We start from the raw sequence: 16,334 nt of genomic DNA, 5'->3' as shown, positions 1-16,334 counted from the left end.
AACCGGCACCGCCCATCGTGAACGAGGGACGCACCACCACCGGGTAACCGCCCAGCTCCTCGACCCCGTTGAGCACATCGTCCATCGAGTGGCAGATGTAGGAACGCGCGGATTCGCCGTGCCCGGTCTTCCGCCGGACGGCCTCCACGACGTCCTTGAACTGTTCCCGGTCCTCACCCTTGTTGATCGCCTCGACGTTCGCGCCGATCAGCTCCACGCCGAACTTCTCCAGCACCCCGGAATCGTGCAGGGCGATGGCGGTGTTCAGCGCCGTCTGCCCGCCCAGGGTGGGCAGGAGCGCGTCCGGGCGTTCCTCCGCGAGGATTTTCGCCACGTATTCGGGAGTGATCGGCTCGACGTACGTCGCGTCGGCGATCTCCGGGTCGGTCATGATCGTGGCCGGGTTGGAATTCACCAGAATCACCCGCAGGCCCTCGGACTTGAGGACCCGGCAAGCCTGGGTACCGGAATAGTCGAACTCGGCAGCCTGGCCGATCACAATCGGTCCCGAGCCGATGACCAGGACGGACTGGATGTCGGTGCGCTTAGGCACGCTGGCCCTCCATCAGGCTCGTGAAACGGTCGAAGAGATACGCGGCGTCGTGCGGACCGGCCGCCGCCTCCGGGTGGTACTGGACGCTGAAGGCCGGCCGGTCGAGCAGGCGCAGGCCCTCCACCACGTCGTCGTTCAGGCACACATGGGAGACCTCGGCCCGGCCGTACGGGGTCTCGCTCGCCCCGTCCAGCGGCGCGTCCACGGCGAACCCGTGGTTGTGCGCCGTCACCTCGACCTTGCCGGTCGTCCGGTCCTGGACCGGCTGATTGATGCCCCGGTGCCCGTACTTCAGCTTGAACGTGCCGAAACCCAGCGCCCGGCCGAGAATCTGATTGCCGAAGCAGATACCGAACAGCGGGGTTTTCCGCTCCAGCACCGCACGCATCAATTCCACCGGGTGCTCCGCCGTGGCGGGATCACCCGGGCCGTTGGAGAAGAACACCCCGTCCGGACGCACGGAATAGAGATCCTCGACGGTGGACGAGGGCGGCAGCACATGCACCTCGATACCGCGTTCCGCCATCAGCCGCGGCGTCATTCCCTTGATGCCGAGATCGACGGCAGCGACGGTGAAACGCTTCTCACCGACGGCGGGGACGACGTACGCCTTCTCCGTCGCCACCTCGCCGCAGAGATCGGCGCCCTGCATCGGCGGTGCGTTCCGTACCCGGGAGAGCAGGGTCGCCTCGTCGGCCAGGGAATCGCCGGAGAAGACGCCGGCCCGCATCGCGCCCCGTTCGCGCAGATGACGGGTGAGCGCGCGGGTGTCGATTCCGCTGATCCCGACCACGCCCTGGGCGCGGAGTTCCTCGTCGAGCGGGCGCACGGAGCGCCAGTTCGAGGGAACCCGCGCCGGATCGCGCACCACATAGCCCGAGACCCAGATACGCCGGGACTCGGGGTCTTCGTCGTTGACTCCGGTGTTGCCGATGTGCGGGGCGGTCATCACGACCACCTGGCGGCGGTACGAAGGGTCGGTCAGCGTCTCCTGATACCCGGTCATGCCGGTGGAGAACACTGCCTCACCGAACGTCTCCCCCACGGCCCCGTAGGCACGGCCGCGGAAACTGCGGCCGTCCTCCAGGACGAGGGTCGCCGGGGAATGCTTACGAGTCGGCATCAGATCACCAAATTCACCAGGACCATGTAGAGGGCGAGTCCGCCCCCGATGGAGAGAAGGGAGTTGTCGGTCTTCCAGTACATGACTGCGGCGACCACGAGCGATCCGAGCAGGGGTAGCCCGTAGGGATAGGTCGTGAGGTCCTCGTCCTTGACGGTGTAGGCGACGAGGAGAATCATCACGCCGGTCGGCATCTTCTCGCCGAGGTACTTCATGTAGGCGCTGGACGAGAGCTGTCCGATGGCGAAGAACGGAATGACGCGCAGGGCGATGGTCACCAGCGAGATGACGGCGATGACGACGAGTGCCTGGGTGTCGCTGACCATCAGCCCTTCGCCTCCTTTTCCTTCTTGTACATGAAGCTGACGGCGGCGACGTAGAGCAGGAGGCTCACGATCAGGAAGGACTCCCCGACGAGATACTTGTCGACGAGGAATCCGACCACGCCGGAACCGGCCGCGAGGTAGACGAGGACCATGCTCCTGCTGGCCTTGACGGCGTTGACGGCCAGCGTCAGGAACATGGCGGTGAGGGCGAATTCGAAGCCCTTGACGCTGTCCGGGATGACCTGGCCGATGAGCGAGCCGAGCAGGGCGCCGAGCACCCACCAGACGTGGCTGACCACTTGGAGGATCGTGATCTGCCGGCCGGTCAGGTCGGTTCCGGGGCCCGCGGTGGTGATGCCGTACGTCTCGTCCGTCAGCGCGAAGACGCCGTAGATCTTCTGGGATTTCGTGCGCAGTCTGTGCAGCGGAAAGGAGAGTCCGTAGAAGATGTGCCGGAAATTGACGATGAAGGAGGTGAACGCCACCTGGTACGCGGGCAGTCCGGCGACCATGAATCCGACGGCGAGGAACTCGATGGACCCCGCGTAGATGACCAGCGTGGAAAGCGGCGCCCAGTACCAGTTGATGCCGCTGGCCGTGAGCAGCACGCCGAAGGCGATGCCCAGGGGAATGTAGGCCATGGCGACCGGGACGGTGAGCTTTACCGCCTGCCGTACCCCGGAGGACTCTTCGGGGCGGTCAGCGAGGTGTTCCTGTCGTGGGGGCGGATGCACTGTCTCTCCTAGGGACTCGGTTTACGCGCGCGGCCGTGGCGCGCGGCGGGGCAGGCGAGCGGGCGGGGAGGACGGCCGCGCGTACCCGGCGCCGGGATCGCCGTGCCGGGCCGCGGTCGGCCGTCCTCCCCGTTCACGTTCCGTCGTGTCCCGTGGTGCTCGGGGCCGGCGCTCAGCGGGCCGGGCTGGACGGGACCCAGTATGTCCCCGCGTTCCGGTCCCACTTCCGGGCGAGCGGATCACGGACCAGCCGGCTCACCAGGCCGACGGGCGTGACCACGACGGCGTAGACGACGGCAAGGAGTGCTGTGCGCACGGGAATCACTCTCATTTCGTTCGTGGACGGGCAGGGGCTTGCGGGGCCCGTCGGGGACGGCGGCGGCGCACCGCCCCCGACGGGCCTGGGTACGGGGCGTGTTCAGCGCAGGGCGACGAGCGCGCCGGCGCCGATGAACATGCAGCCCGCGATCCGGTCGATCCAGACCTTGGACTTCTCGGCGGCGAACGCCCTGCGTGCCGCCTCGGCGAGCAGCCCGTAGCCGAGGACGACGAGTGCCACCACGCCCAGCAGGATGGCGACGAGCAGCAGGTACTGCTCGACGCCGACGTGCGCCATGTCGATCACGCCGGGCAGCAGGGCCAGGTAGAAGGCGAGGGCGATGGGGTTGGACAGCGTCATCGCCAGGCCCAGCGAGAGGTCCGGCAGCAGTTTCCGCCGTCCCTCCTCGTGTTCCTCGGCGAGCACGGTGGCCCCGGCCCGGCGCCACCGTTTGACGCCGAGCCACACCAGGTAGAGCGCGCCGCAGTACTGGAGCACCGCGAAGGCCGGGCCCAGGCCCGCCGCCAGCGCCGCGAGACCGGCGACGGCGGCGGTGAGCATCGCCCACTTGCCCACGGCGATGCCGAGGGCGAGCGGGACGCTGCGCGGGATGCCGCCGGACAGCTGGCGTCCGAGCAGCGCGGCGATCTCGGGCCCCGGTGCCGCTGCCGAGGCGGCGAAGGTCACGGCGAAGAGCGCGTACTGACCCGAAAGGATCACTGGAAGCACCGGTGACCGGGGTCGACGGCCTTCGTCTCCTCGATCCACTGCTTCAACTGCTTGCTGGTGTAAAGACGTTCGCCCCACTGCTCGGGCGAGCTCGGCACCGGCTTGCCCTGGGCGATGTGGTCCGAGACGAGCTCGAAGTACTGCGCCAGGGAGACGGCGCCGACGTGGTGGCGCAGCGCGGTGGCGGTCTCGCCGGGCGCGATGGTGAACCGCTTGACGTCGATGATCTGGCCGGTGTCGACGGACTTGGCCATGTGGTGGCAGGTGGTGCCGAACGTCTCGTGGTTCTCGTGCAGGGCGTAGACGTGGCCGCCCAGCCCCCGGAAGTGCGGGGGGCTGGGGTGGAAGTTGATCGCGCCCTTGGCGGCCTTGGAGTAGACCCGCTCGGGGACGATCAGGTCACCGCGGAACGAGATGATCCACTCGCCCTCCCAGGCGTCGAGCTCCTCCGGGTACGGGTCGCCGTGGCCCCAGTAGATGGCCTGGACGTCGGCGAAGACGGCCCGGGTGAACTCCTCGGCGGTGCGGCACCATTCGACGGTGTCCGGGTCGGGGGACAGCAGGAGCAGGACCCGGTCCTGGCGGGGGTCGGTCGCGTCGGGGGCGGGGTGCGAGCCGGTCTCGGTCCGGGAGTGGGACATGGTGCCGCCTTTCTGGTGGTGCCTGAGGTGCGGTGAATCGGTGGTGCGGTGGTGCGGGTGGCTCCGGTGCGTCCGGGGCCGGGGGTGCGCGCGGCCGGGCTCAGTCGAGCGGGATGGCCTCGCGCCAGTCGCTCTCCTCCTTCCACTCGGGCTGGTCCTCCTTGCGCAGCAGCACGTTGCCGAGCGCGAGGACGTCGATGTTCGTCCGCATGAAGCATGCGTACGCCTCGGCCGGGGAGGCGACGATCGGCTCGCCGCGCACGTTGAAGGACGTGTTGACCAGCACCGGGCAGCCGGTCCGCGCCTTGAAGGCGGTCAGCAGCCGGTGGTACGGCGCGTTGTTGTCCTCCGTGACGGTCTGCACGCGGGCCGAGTGGTCGACGTGGGTGACCGCGGGGATGGTCGAGCGGTGGATCTTCAGCTTGTCCAGGCCGGTGACGTCCGCTTCCTGCCCGGCGTCCGTCTCCAGCCGCTGGGCGGGGGAGATGCCGGTGACGACGAGCATGTACGGGCTGGGCTGGTCCAGGTCGAAGTAGTCCTTGGCGTCCTCGGCGAGCACCGAGGGCGCGAACGGGCGGAAGGACTCCCGGAACTTGATCTTGAGGTTCATCGCGGACTGCATCGCCGGGTCGCGCGGGTCACCGATGATGGACCGGGCGCCGAGCGCGCGCGGCCCGAACTCCATCCGGCCCTGGAACCAGCCGGCGATCTTCCCCTCGGCGAGCACGCCCGAGACCCGCTCGCACAGCTCGTCCGGCGAGTGCACCGTGTACGGGGCGCCCTGGCTGTCCAGGTACGCGGTGATCTCCTCGTCGCTGAACTCCGGGCCGAGCAGCGAGCCGGACATGCCGTCCCGGCCCTCCGCGAGGTGCGAGCGGGGCGCGCCCCGCTCGGCCGCGACAATCAGGGCCGCGCCGAGCGCGCCGCCCGCGTCACCGGCCGCCGGCTGCGTCCACACCTCGTCGAAGATCTTCTCGTTGATGATCCGGCCGTTGGCGACGCAGTTGAGCGCGACGCCGCCCGCGAGGACGAGGTGCCGCTCGCCGGTGACCTTGCGGGCGTGCCGGGCGAGCAGCACGACGACCTCTTCGGTGACCTGCTGGACGGAGGCCGCGAGGTCGAACTCGCGCTCGGTCAGCGGCCCTTCGGGCGCGCGGCGCGGCCCGCCGAACAGCGTCTCGAAGCCGCTGCCGGTCATCACCTGGCCGCGCAGGTACTCGAAGTACCGCATGTCCAGCCGGAAGGAGCCGTCCGGCTTGATGTCGATCAGCCGGTCCTTGATGAGCTGCGCGTAGCGGGGCGTGCCGTACGGGGCGAGGCCCATCAGCTTGTACTCGCCGGAGTCGACCTTGAAGCCGCAGAAGTAGGTGAAGGCCGAGTAGAGCAGCCCGAGCGAGTGCGGGAAGCGGATCTCCGAGACGGGCGCGACCTCGCTGCCCCGGCCGTGCCACAGCGTGGTGGTGGCCCACTCGCCGACGCCGTCGACGCACAGCACGGCGGCCGACTCGTACGGGCTGGGCAGGAACGCCGAGGCGGCGTGCGACTCGTGGTGCCGGCGGATCTCCAGCGGCGGACCGCCGCCGTGCACGGAGCCCTGGCCGAGCGCGGCGAGCTGGGAGCGGACCACGTCGGCGGTCCGCCGCTTCCAGGACAGCCAGGCCGGGAGGGTGTCGCGGAAGGAGGCGAAGCCCGCGGGCGCGGCACCGGCGAAGGTGGTCAGGACGCGGCGGAACTTCAGCGCCGGGTCCTCGTAGTAGGCGACGGCGGAGACGTCGGCGAGGGTGACGCCCGCCTCGCGCAGGCAGTACTCGACGGCCTTGCGGGGGAAGGCCGAGTCGTGCCGGACGCGGGTGAACCGCTCCTCCTGGGCGGCGGCCACCGGGACGCCGTCGGCGACCAGCGCCGCGGCACTGTCGTGGTAGTAGGCCGAGATGCCCAGCACCAGTTCCGTCATGGGTTCTGCTCCTGATGAAGAGTCCGGGGGTGCCCGGAGTCCGTCGGGGACGGACGAGGGGTGGGTGGTCGGTGCGGCGCGCGGCGGTTCAGCGGGCGCGGCCGCGCGCGGCGAGGTTCGCGGCGCGGCGGCCCGCCTGCCGGGCGCGGAAGCCCGAGGGCGGGTTCAGGGAGCGGTATCCGGTGCGGATGCGGTCCCACGCGGTGTCCAGCGCGCCCTCGCCCTGCGAGGCGGTGATCGAGGAGAGGTAGGTGTCGATGGCGTCGGCGGCCCAGGCGGAGTGCCCCGTCGCGACGTTGTCGACGGTGTTGTGGATGTCCACGAAGCGGGTGCTGAAGCCGTACTTCTTCAGCGCGAGCCGGGCCCGCCGGTAGCTGCCGCCGACGCCGGACAGCTCCATCGCCAGGTTCAGCCCGAGCACCTCGGGCAGGAACGTCTGCGGGAACCGGCCGATCGCCAGCCAGTAGACGGGCAGTTCGAAGGAGCCGTCCCGGAACCCGTCCCACTGCGCGAACTCCCGGCTGGCGGTGGGGGGAAGGTGCACCCCCATCTCGTCGAGGACCTCGCGGTAGATCAGCGGGTGGTTCAGGTGCGCCTCGCCGTTGCCGAGTTCGTCCCAGTAGGTGTCGAACAGCGAGTGCCCGATCTGCGAGGAGGCGTGCGCGTAGTCGGTGAAGCCCGCGATCCAGGCGCCGTCGATCAGGGTGAGCGGCGCCTGCTGCACGGTGGCGTCGATCAGCGCCTCCTTGCTGGGCAGTTCGTCCTCGCTGCCGCGCTCGAACTCCTCGCTGTGCTGGTCGTGCATCTCGACCAGCCAGGGGCGCAGCCCGCGCGGCGTCCAGCGGTCGGGCAGCGGCATGCCGCCGCGGTCGATGCCGTGCCGGGAGCGGCCGAGCCAGCCGTGCACATAGGTCGTCGCCCAGTCGCGCAGGGCCGGGCTGCCGGTGCGGCGCAGCAGCTGGTGGTACGCCTCGCGCAGGTCGCGCGGAGCCGCCTCGGCACCGGCCGCCTCGGCCGCCGCGTCCCAGGCGGACAGGGCCAGCGCGGGCGGCTCGGACAGTACGGGGTTGCCGCCGAGGCCCGCGCCCCGCTCGGCCGGTCCGCTCAGCGAGCCGATCCAGCGGCGGACGACGGCCAGGTCCTCGGGCGAGAACACCCGGAACATCCGGCCGCGTTCCCCGACCAGACCGGTGACCAGCGGGCTCTTCTCCGGCTTGCCCGGCTTGATCAGCCGGCTGCGGGAGAGCGCCTCCAGCATCGGGTACGGGTCGGTGGCGCACTCCCGCAGCCAGTCCGAGAGCGGCTTGTCCTCCAGCGGGAACGTGTGGTGGTAGACGGCGCCCTCGCGGGAGCGCAGCCGCATCAGCTCGGCCATCTCGAACACCGGGTCGCGGGCGACGTCCAGTTCCTCGTGCAGCCGCTCGCTCCACTGCCGCAGCGCGGCCAGCGCCCAGCGGAAGCCGAGCCGCACCTCGTCGGCGGCGGCCGGGCCGTCCCGGGTGACGAGGGCCTCGACGGCGGCGCGGCTGATGGTGAGCCCGCTGTCGGCGTCCTCGGCGCGGGCGCCGGACGGGTCGATCACGGACCAGTCGGTGGCCGTGGGCAGCTCCTGGCGGACCAGGGCCAGCGCGGGCAGCGTGCCCACCGAGCGCAGGCACAGGTCGGCGCCGAGGAGCTGCGGGGTGAAGTCCTCCGGCCTGCGGCTCATCGTCAGCAGCAGCGCGGGCAGCAGGAAGTGGCCCTCGTCCAGGCGCTGGTCGCCGACGAGGCGGCTGGCGGGCACCGCGTTCTCGGAGAGCTTCAGGTGCCGCAGCAGCGCGAGGTAGGCGTCGCCCCGCGAGGCGTGCGGGGCGCCGACGCCGACGTCGTGCGCGTACAGCGCGAGCATGCGCAGCACGGCCGGGTCGTCGCAGTTGCCCGAGCTGGGCAGCCACTGGAGCCAGGCGCCGGAGTGCAGGGCCAGCGGCGCGCAGCCCAGGGTGGCGCGGCGGACGAGGACGGCGCGGTCCTCCGCGTCGTCGAGCAGGCCGAGCAGGCGCGTGAACCGGCCCGCTTCCTCGGCGGACCACGCCGCGGCCTGCTCGACGAGGGCGTCGAGGGTGTCGTCCGGCACGGCGGCGCGGCGCAGTTCCTCGCGCACCTGGTCGAGCAGCCGGCCGCCGGGGAGACCGGCCTCAGGGTCGGTGGCCCGCAGGTATGCCGTACGGACGGTGGGCGCGTGGGTCGTCGGCCCGGTGGGTGGTGCCACAGAAGCGGCGGACACGAGTGACCTCTTCTCTGGAGGGTCGGGTCAGGACGTCAGGACTCGGGAGGGCGGGAGGGGCGGCAGCGGGGCGGCCCGGGAGGGGGCGGGCCGCCCGGGCCCGGGGTGTGACGGCCGGGCCCGGGAGGTGCGGCGTACCGCTTTAGAACATCGGGTAGATGGAGGCGTCGTTCTTCGGCTTCGGTTTGCGGCCGAGCAGCTTGTTGATGATCTTGCGCAGGAATCCCATGGGTGTGCCTTTCGGATCGGTTCGCTGTGCGGTGGACGCACAGGGCTCTGAACGACGCGCGCGCACCCGGGCGTTGACGCGCGGGCGCGGGGCGCGTCAGGAGAGGCCGAGCTGCTGGGCGAGGAGACCGGCGACGAGGTTGTGGCCCTCGTCGGTGAAGTGGATGCGGTCCACGAAGATCCAGTCCTTCGGGCCGAGCGCGTCGGCCAGGACGGGGTTGAGGTCGACGAAGTTCACGCCGCTCCGCTCGCAGCCCGCGCGCAGTTCCTTGGCGTAGGCCGCCTGCGCCTCCATGGAGGAGATGTCGCCGTACACCGCACCGAAGTCGGAGATCGCGTCCAGTTCCTGGAAGAGCAGCTTCTCCTCCGGCGCGGGCTCCTCCCGCACCCAGGTGGCCAGCGGCTGCATGACGAAGGTCAGCTTGGCGCCCATGCCCTGGGCGAGCAGCCGCCAGTTGTCGAGGTTACGGACGGTCAGCTCGGTGGCCAGGTCGATCTGCTCGGACAGTTCGGGCACCGCGGTGTCGGCCGGCGCGGGCGCCGCGTTCTTGCGGGAGCCGAACAGGCCGAAGCCGGAGCTCTTGCGGTTCTTGGCCCGCAGCTCCTCCATCTGCCCGTAGAAGTCGTTGCAGTTGAAGAAGGCGCCGCTGTCGCCGCGCACCGACTCGGGGAGCCGGCTCAGGCCCAGGCTGTTGAAGCCGGAGAACAGCACGATCTCGTCCACCTGCGGCAGCAGGTGCCGGTAGAGCGAGAAGAGCAGCATCTCCTGGGTCGAATTGTGGCTGCGCCCCGCGAAGTTGAGCCACGGCAGGGACGGCGCGTGCCGGGACCACAGGTACGAGGGCAGGGTGTGACGGTCGCTGCTGGCGCCGATGCCGAACGCGGTGGAGCTCCCGGCGAGCAGCCGCACCGGGCCGTCCGGCAGCTGCTCGCCGACACCGGCGGCCGAGCCCTCGGGGCCGTGCGAGAAGCGGAAGCCGAGACGGTCGGTGTTGACCACCTCGGAGCGGTGCCCGGCGGCGTGGAAGTACATCAGGTACGGCATCCAGCGGATGTCGCCGCGGTCGTCGAACTTCTCCGCGTACTGGAGCATCTGGGGGGTCAGGTCAGCGCGATGGGACACGGGTGACTCCGTCCTGTGAAGAGGGATGACCGGTGCCCGCCAGGGCATGGCGGGGCAGCACCGGCCGCCCGCGTTCCGCGCGCCGGGCGCGGTGCGGTGGTGCGGCGGTGCGGATGCGGGGTGGTGCGTGCGCGGGTCGTGCACGGGCGGGAGCGTGGCCCGCTCGCGTGGGGGAGGGGCCGGCGGCGGTCCCGCGCGGGAAATGACGAAACCCCGGCGCGCGGCCGGGGTCCGGGGTGCCTGCGGGCCCTCCTTGCGGAGGCCAGAGGCGGGTTCGGGCACAGCTGTGCCGTGGAAGAAGCGTGACAGCAGGTTCGCTCCCGGTCAACCCCCGTCCGTCTCCGGCCACTTGGCGGCCAACTCGGGAAGACGACCCGGTAACACCCCGTCAGCCGCGGCCCGGAGTGCCGCGCTACCGCGGTGATACGGCGGTGATACAGGCCCGAAGGAGTCTCTTCGTGATCGCCCCGGAAGACGTCCGGGCCCTGACGGAGGGAGCGCAATGCCGCGGCTCGACACCCCTGCTGTGTACGACCTGAGCACCGCCGAACTGCGCGATCTGGAAGCGCTGTTGAGCGATGCGGCGCACTGCTCTCCGTCGGACGATCCGGGCAGCGAGGCGTACTACGAGCAGGTGCGGGAACTGGCGCACCGGCTGCCCTCCGGGCTGCGCCGCTTCCTGCGCGGGCTGCGCTCCGCCGCGTCCCCGCCCGCAGGGCTGATCCGCGGCTTCGGGGTGGACGACGCGGCGATCGGCCCGACCCCGGCGCACTGGCGCGAGGCCGCCGCCTCCCCGGCGGCCCGCCGCGAGGAGCGCTGGCTGGCCCTGCTCGGGCTCGCGACGGGCGAACCCTTCGCCTGGTCCACGCTCCAGCGCGGCCGCCTGATCCAGAACATGCTGCCGATCGCGGGCGAGGAGGTGCAGCAGAGCGGCCACGGGCAGGTACACCTGGAGTGGCACACCGAGGACGCCTTCCACCCGCACCGCTGCGACCACCTGATCCTGCTCGGCCTGCGGAACCACGACGCGACCGGCACCACCCTCGCCTCGGTGCGGGACGTGACGCTCGGCGCCGAACACCGCGCGGTGCTCGCCCAGAAGCGGTTCCACATCCTCCCCGACGAGGAGCACCTCAGACAGCTGGCCCGCAACGACCCGCACTCGCCCGCGCTCGCCCGGATGCTCGCCATGCGCGACGACCCCGAGCCGGTGGCCGTCCTCTCCGCCGCACCCGGCACCGGGAGCCCGGAGCACACCACCGAGGGGCTCCGGCTGCGCATCGACCCCTGCTACATGCGCTGCCTGCCCGGCGACACCGAGGCCGGACTCGCGCTGAAGCACCTGGTCGAGGAGCTCGAAAGCGCCCAGCAGAGCGTCGCGTTGCGGCCCGGGGAGGTCCTGGTCGTCGACAACCACCGTGCCGTGCACGGCAGGCAGGACTTCACCGCGCGCTTCGACGGCACCGACCGCTGGCTGAAGAAGATCACCGTCACCGGCGATCCGCGCCGCTCCCGTGACCTGCGCGCGCCCGCGGCCTCCCGGGTGATCTCGTGAGGTGCCCGCGCGAGCCCGGAGCCGTCCGCCGACGCGGCACCGGGGACTGACGCGCATGCCCGCCGTACCCCGCCCCACCGCCCCGAGCACGACCCTGCTCCTCGGCGGCGCCGTACCGCGCGCGGACTGGGACGCGCACGACAGCGCGCTCGTCACCCTCTTCCGGCTGCGCGACCGCGACAGCCGGATCGTGCTCACCGACCGCGCCGAACACCTGGCCGCAGCGCCCGAGTTGACCGCGCTCGCCGACGAGGTGCACGCCCTCGACCACGGCGACGTCACCGGCTGCGTCGCCTGGAGCTGGGCGCAGGGCCCCCGCTTCGACGCGGTGCTCGGCTTCCGAGAGGACGCCGCCGAGTCCGCCGCCGCCGTCGCCGAGGCGCTCGGCCTGCCGGGCAACCCGCTCACCGCCGTACGCCGGGTGCGGATGCGCGACCGATGTCGCGACTACCTGCGCAGACACGGATTCCGGCAGCCGCGGCTGCTGCTGTGCACCCGCCCGGAACAGGCCGAGGAACTGCTGCTCGCCAGCGGCCGCGTGGTCGTCCGGCCACGGGACGGCGCCGGGCCCGGGCGGGTCAGCCTGGTCACCGAGGCGGACCGGCTGCCGGACGCGTTCCGGGCCGCCGGCGCGGACGAGCGGGCCCCGGTCCTCGTCGAGTCCTGGGTGGGCGGCGTCGGATACCGCGTCGACGGGGTGCTCCTCGCCGGCCGCCCCCGCGTCCTGGCCGTCACCCGGCAGCCTGCCGCCCCGGAACCGGCCGCGGCCGCGCCGGTGCCCCGCCCCCGGACCCCGCCCGCCGCTTCCGCCGCTCCGGCCCGGGACCCGGAGGCGGCCGTGCGCGCCGAGGTGTGCGCCGCGCTCCAGGTGCTCGGGCTGCGGACGGGACCGTTCCAGGTGGAGTGCCGGACCGGTCCGGCGGGCGTGGTCGTCGGCGGCGTCCATGTCGGCCCGGGGGAGGCCGCGGGCCCGGCCGGCTGCCACCCGGGCTGCGAGCTGTACGGCACCTGGCTGGACGACCTGCTGACCAGCGGCCCCCCGCCCACCGTCCCGTCCCGCGCCCCCACCGAGCCGGGACCGCTCGCGGGCCAGGGCGGCGGCCCCGTCCCCGGCACGGCGGACACCGGACGCACCGGAACCCGCGACGCCGACGTCCAGGCCAACGGGCCGAGCGGCGCCGCCCGTTGACGCCGGCCGCCCGCAAAGGCGCCCGGGGCGTCAGTCGACGGTGGCCGGGCGCATCTCCTCCTCCAGGACCCGGGTCCTGGCCCGCAGCGACTCGGCCTCCGGGAGGCCGAGTTCGTCCAGGATGCGGATCGCGCGGCGCCAGTACTCGGCCGTCGCGGCCCGGTCGCCCAGCGAGAGATGCAGCTCGCCGCAGCGGACCAGGGTCTGCGCCTGGTTGTTGCGGCTGCCCAACTGGTCCAGCGAGGCGTCCAGTTCGATCGCCCGCAGATAGCAGCGCCGCGCCTCCTCCCCGGCCCCGGCGCGGTGGTGCGCCCAGGCGAGGCTGTCCCACACGTCGGCCTCGCCGTGCCGGTTGTCCAGTTCCCGGTACAGCTGAAGGGCCCGGCCCAGCGCGTCGACGGCCGTGTCGTGGTCGCCGAACTCGGTGCAGTACCAGCCGAAGGTGTTCAGCGTCTCGGCCTCGCCGTCCCGGTCGCCCGTCTCCCGGAACAGCGCCAGCGCGCCCCGGACGTGGGAGCGGAAGTCGTCCTCCTGCTCGCGGCGCCCGCAGAAGCGGGCCAGCCGCAGCCGGGCCCGCGCCTGCCCGTCCGCGTCGCCCAGCCGGTGGTACAGCTCCAGGGCCCGCAGCAGGTGCGTGTGCGCGGCCGGGCCCCGGTCGGTGAGGTCGGTGGCCCAGCCGAGCTGGAGCTGGGCCGGTGCCTCGCCCTCGTCGCTGTCGCCCTCCGCGACGGCGGCGGCCATCGCGCAGCGCGCCGCGTACGCCCACTCCTGCCAGTGGCCCGAGCGGCGCAGGAACACGGCCATCCGCTCGGCCAGCAGCCAGCTGAAGCGGGGGAAGCCGTCCTCGCGGGCGTGCGCGAGGTGCGCGAGCATCGCGTGCCGCTCGCGGACGAACCACTCCCGCGCGCTGGTCGCGTCCGGGAAGCACTCGACGGGCACCTCGCGCGGGCACGGTTCGGGCAGCGGGCCGCAGTGCTGCGCGGCGGCCGGGTCGGCGAGCGTCGCGGCGTGCTGCGCGGAGTGCAGGTAGTAGGCGAGCAGCCGCTCCACGGCGGCCCCGCCCTCACCGGCCGCGGTTTCCTCGCTGCCGCGGCGGGCCTGCTCCAGCGCGTACTCGCGGACGATGTCGTGCATCGCGTAGCGGCCCGGACCGTCGAGCGTGACCAGGTGGTGGCGGGCGAGTTCGGACACGGCCGAGTAGGTGTCGCTCGCGGGGGCGCCGACCAGCGCGGCGGCGGCCCGCAGCGAGACCCGCCCGCCGCGGTACAGCCCCAGCGCCCGGAACAGCCGGGCGCCGACGGGGGAGAGGTTGCGGTACGAGCCGACCAGCGCGGTGCGCACGCTGGTGCGGGTGTCGCCGGTCTCGAAGCGGTCCAGCCGGCTGGGGACGGCCTCGAAGTGGCCGATCACCTCGCGCAGGCTCAGCCGGGGCTGGGCGGTGGCGCTCGCCAGCAGGATGCGGGTGGTCAGCGGCATCCTGCCGCAGAGCTCGATCATGGTGGAGGCGAACTCGTCCGTCCCCGCGAAGCGTTCGGGGCCCAGCACCCGCTCGCACAGGCTGCGGGTCTCCTCCTTCGACAGCAGGTCCAGGTGGATGCCCTGCCCCGCGTCGCCCATCAGCAGCCCGGGCAGCTGCTGGCGGCTGGTGACCACCACCATGCAGCCGGACCCGGCGGGCAGCAGCGGACGGATCTGCTCCTCGTCCCGCGCGTTGTCCAGCACCAGCAGGACGCGGCGGTCGACGAGGACGCTGCGGTAGAGCGCGCACTGCGCCTCGAAGTCGGCCGGTATCCGCTCCTCGGGGACCTCGAAGGCGTCCAGCAGCCGCCGCACCGCCAGGGACGGCGCGAGCGGGACGCCGGTGGGGTCGAAGCCGTGCAGGTCCACGAAGAGCTGCCCGTCCGGGAACTCCCCGGCGACGCGGTGCGCCCAGTGCACGGCCAGCGCTGTCTTGCCGATGCCGCCGATCCCGACGACGGGCACCACCACGGCGCCCTGCCGCGGGTCCCGCCGGACCTCGCGGATCTCGTCCAGCATCCGCAGCTCGGCCTCCCGCCCCGTGAAGTGCGAGGTGGCGACGGGGAGTTGACGCGGCACGATCCCGTGCCGCCCCACGGCCCGCGGAGTCTCCTCCCGCCCGGGCCCCTCCCCGTCCTCCCGGCCGTCCCGCCCGTCCTGGTACGCGCGCCCCTCCGGGTGCTCCCGGCGCGCGCTCCCGTCCTCCTCGTCCCGCGCCGCCTCGCCCGGCGGCCCGTCCCACGGCGCCTGCTCCCGGGGCCGGTCCGGCGCGGGCTCCCGCGCCTCGGGCTCGCCCTCGGCGCTCCCGGGCCGGCGGACGGTGGTGGCCTGCCGGGGCTCGGGGACGGTGTCGGTGAGGATCTGCTGCTGGAGGCGGCGCATCTCCTGGCCCGGGTCGATGCCCAGCTCCTCGGCGAGCCGCCGGCCCGTCTCGCGGTAGGCGTCCAGCGCGTCGCTGCGCCGTCCCGCGTGGTGCAGCGCCGTCATCAGCTGGACGCAGAACCGCTCGCGCAGCGGGTAGCGGTCGACGGCGGACTGGAGCTCCCGCAGCACCTCCTGGTGCGCGCCGAGGGCCAGTTGGACGTCGTAGTGCAGCTCCAGCACGTCCAGCCGGAGCTGCTCGATGGTGGGCAGTTCCTGGTCGCGCAGCCGCTGGGAGGCCACGTCGACGAGGGGTTCGCCGCGCCACAGGGCCAGCGCGGTCCGCAGGTCGCGTTCGGCGGGTATCCAGTGGTCCGCGCGGACGGCGGTCTGCGCGGACCGGTGCAGCCTGCCGCAGTGCAGCAGGTCGATCTCGTCCGGCTCGGCCTGGACGAGGTACCCGCCGGCCCGCGTCAGCACCCGGGCGCCCAGCACGGAGCCCAGCGACTGGCGCAGCCGCATCACATAGGTGCGGACGGCGGTGTGCGCGTTCCGGGGTGGCCGCTCGTCCCACAGCACGTCCACCAACTGGTCCTGGGAGACGACCTCGTTGGCGTGGAGCAGCAGTGTGGCCAGCAGGGTGCGCTGCTGTCCCGAGGAGATCCGCACCGACTCCCCCCGGTGGGCCGCCTTCAGTGGTCCGAGTACTCCGGCTTCCACGCCCTCTTCCTCTCCCCGACGATCGAAGACTGCAGACCCGAAAGGGCGCCCGTGCCCGCGCCCCGGAACAGCGCGCCCCTCGGACAGTGTGCGCACTGCGGGGGGAACGGGTCTTCCCCCGGCCTCAGGCGGCCGACCACTTTGCGAGGTCGGTGCCGGTTCCCGGCGGGGCGCGGCCCGCCGCGTCCCCGTCCCTGCCTCTGGCCCCCGCCTCTCCCGTGGGCCCGTCCGGGCCCCTGCGCGGACCTGCCCCACCCGCGCCCCGCTGCCGCACCCGAGTATCGCGGGCCCCGGTCACGGCGGAGGGGTGGAGCGATGGAATCTGGCCGGGCGGTGCCTGTTCGTCAGCGAATTCCGGCCGCTTGACGGGAGGGGCGGCCCGTGCGTCCCGGCCCCGGGCGGGGCGCACACGGGGCGCGCGGCGTCCCGGGCGGGGGTGCTGTCGGGAGCGGGGCGGTACGAGATATCTTGATGTCGAGACGATATGGGACGTGAATC

General features: G+C 72.7%; 12 protein-coding genes and 1 pseudogene. 2 read left to right on the top strand and 11 right to left on the bottom strand.

What is annotated here, in order from left to right:
- The 10 genes and pseudogenes from carB to HCC30_RS10965 all read right to left on the bottom strand — a co-directional run.
- A pseudogene (carB, locus tag HCC30_RS11010) lies at positions 1-553 on the bottom strand (carbamoyl phosphate synthase large subunit); the annotation flags it as partial.
- Positions 546-1,676, bottom strand: coding sequence for a glutamine-hydrolyzing carbamoyl-phosphate synthase small subunit (gene carA / locus HCC30_RS11005; RefSeq protein ID WP_169442238.1), 1,131 nt, complete (start codon positions 1,674-1,676; stop codon positions 546-548). The gene carA and the pseudogene carB, both read right to left, overlap by 8 nt.
- The gene (locus HCC30_RS11000) at positions 1,676-2,002 is read right to left on the bottom strand and encodes an AzlD domain-containing protein (RefSeq protein WP_169442237.1); all 327 of its coding nucleotides are present in this window, start codon (positions 2,000-2,002) and stop codon (positions 1,676-1,678) included. The genes carA and HCC30_RS11000 overlap by 1 nt, the downstream gene beginning before the upstream one ends.
- The gene (locus HCC30_RS10995) at positions 2,002-2,643 is read right to left on the bottom strand and encodes an AzlC family ABC transporter permease (RefSeq protein WP_169442236.1); all 642 of its coding nucleotides are present in this window, start codon (positions 2,641-2,643) and stop codon (positions 2,002-2,004) included. Before HCC30_RS10995 ends, HCC30_RS11000 begins: the two co-directional genes overlap by 1 nt.
- 265 nt (positions 2,644-2,908) lie before the next feature.
- Positions 2,909-3,052: a hypothetical protein gene (locus HCC30_RS10990; protein WP_169441893.1), complete on the bottom strand. Its 144-nt coding sequence runs from the start codon at positions 3,050-3,052 to the stop codon at positions 2,909-2,911.
- 102 nt (positions 3,053-3,154) lie between these two features.
- Complete coding sequence (locus HCC30_RS10985; RefSeq protein WP_206323614.1) at positions 3,155-3,775, bottom strand: LysE family translocator; 621 nt, start codon at positions 3,773-3,775, stop codon at positions 3,155-3,157.
- Positions 3,772-4,425, bottom strand: coding sequence for a formyltransferase family protein (locus HCC30_RS10980; protein ID WP_169442235.1), 654 nt, complete (start codon positions 4,423-4,425; stop codon positions 3,772-3,774). The genes HCC30_RS10985 and HCC30_RS10980 overlap by 4 nt, the downstream gene beginning before the upstream one ends.
- A gap of 100 nt (positions 4,426-4,525) precedes the next feature.
- Positions 4,526-6,379 (bottom strand): carbamoyltransferase, encoded by a 1,854-nt coding sequence (locus HCC30_RS10975; protein ID WP_169442234.1) that lies wholly within the window; start codon positions 6,377-6,379, stop codon positions 4,526-4,528.
- Between the two features lie 88 nt (positions 6,380-6,467).
- A complete protein-coding gene (locus tag HCC30_RS10970; protein WP_169442233.1) occupies positions 6,468-8,642 on the bottom strand; it encodes an iron-containing redox enzyme family protein in 2,175 nt (724 codons plus the stop codon).
- 325 nt (positions 8,643-8,967) lie between these two features.
- Entirely contained in the window at positions 8,968-9,993 is a 1,026-nt protein-coding gene (locus HCC30_RS10965; RefSeq protein ID WP_346776578.1) for an SGNH/GDSL hydrolase family protein, read from the bottom strand.
- Positions 9,994-10,495: 502 nt separating this feature from the next.
- On the opposite strand from HCC30_RS10965, the gene HCC30_RS10960 reads away from it, so the two are divergent.
- Positions 10,496-11,548, top strand: coding sequence for a TauD/TfdA family dioxygenase (locus HCC30_RS10960; RefSeq protein ID WP_169442232.1), 1,053 nt, complete (start codon positions 10,496-10,498; stop codon positions 11,546-11,548).
- Positions 11,549-11,603: 55 nt separating this feature from the next.
- Positions 11,604-12,737, top strand: coding sequence for a hypothetical protein (locus tag HCC30_RS10955; protein ID WP_169442231.1), 1,134 nt, complete (start codon positions 11,604-11,606; stop codon positions 12,735-12,737).
- Positions 12,738-12,767: 30 nt separating this feature from the next.
- On the opposite strand, the gene HCC30_RS10950 is transcribed toward HCC30_RS10955, so the two are convergent.
- A complete protein-coding gene (locus HCC30_RS10950; protein ID WP_169442230.1) occupies positions 12,768-15,836 on the bottom strand; it encodes an AfsR/SARP family transcriptional regulator in 3,069 nt (1,022 codons plus the stop codon).
- Positions 15,837-16,334: the final 498 nt, after the last annotated feature.

It is taken from the genome of Streptomyces sp. HNM0574 (genome assembly GCF_012726235.1).
In the GTDB taxonomy this organism is placed as follows: Bacteria; Actinomycetota; Actinomycetes; order Streptomycetales; family Streptomycetaceae; genus Streptomyces.
The sequence above is the reverse complement of the archived record's forward strand: the minus strand, read 5'-3'. Positions and strand labels throughout refer to the sequence as shown.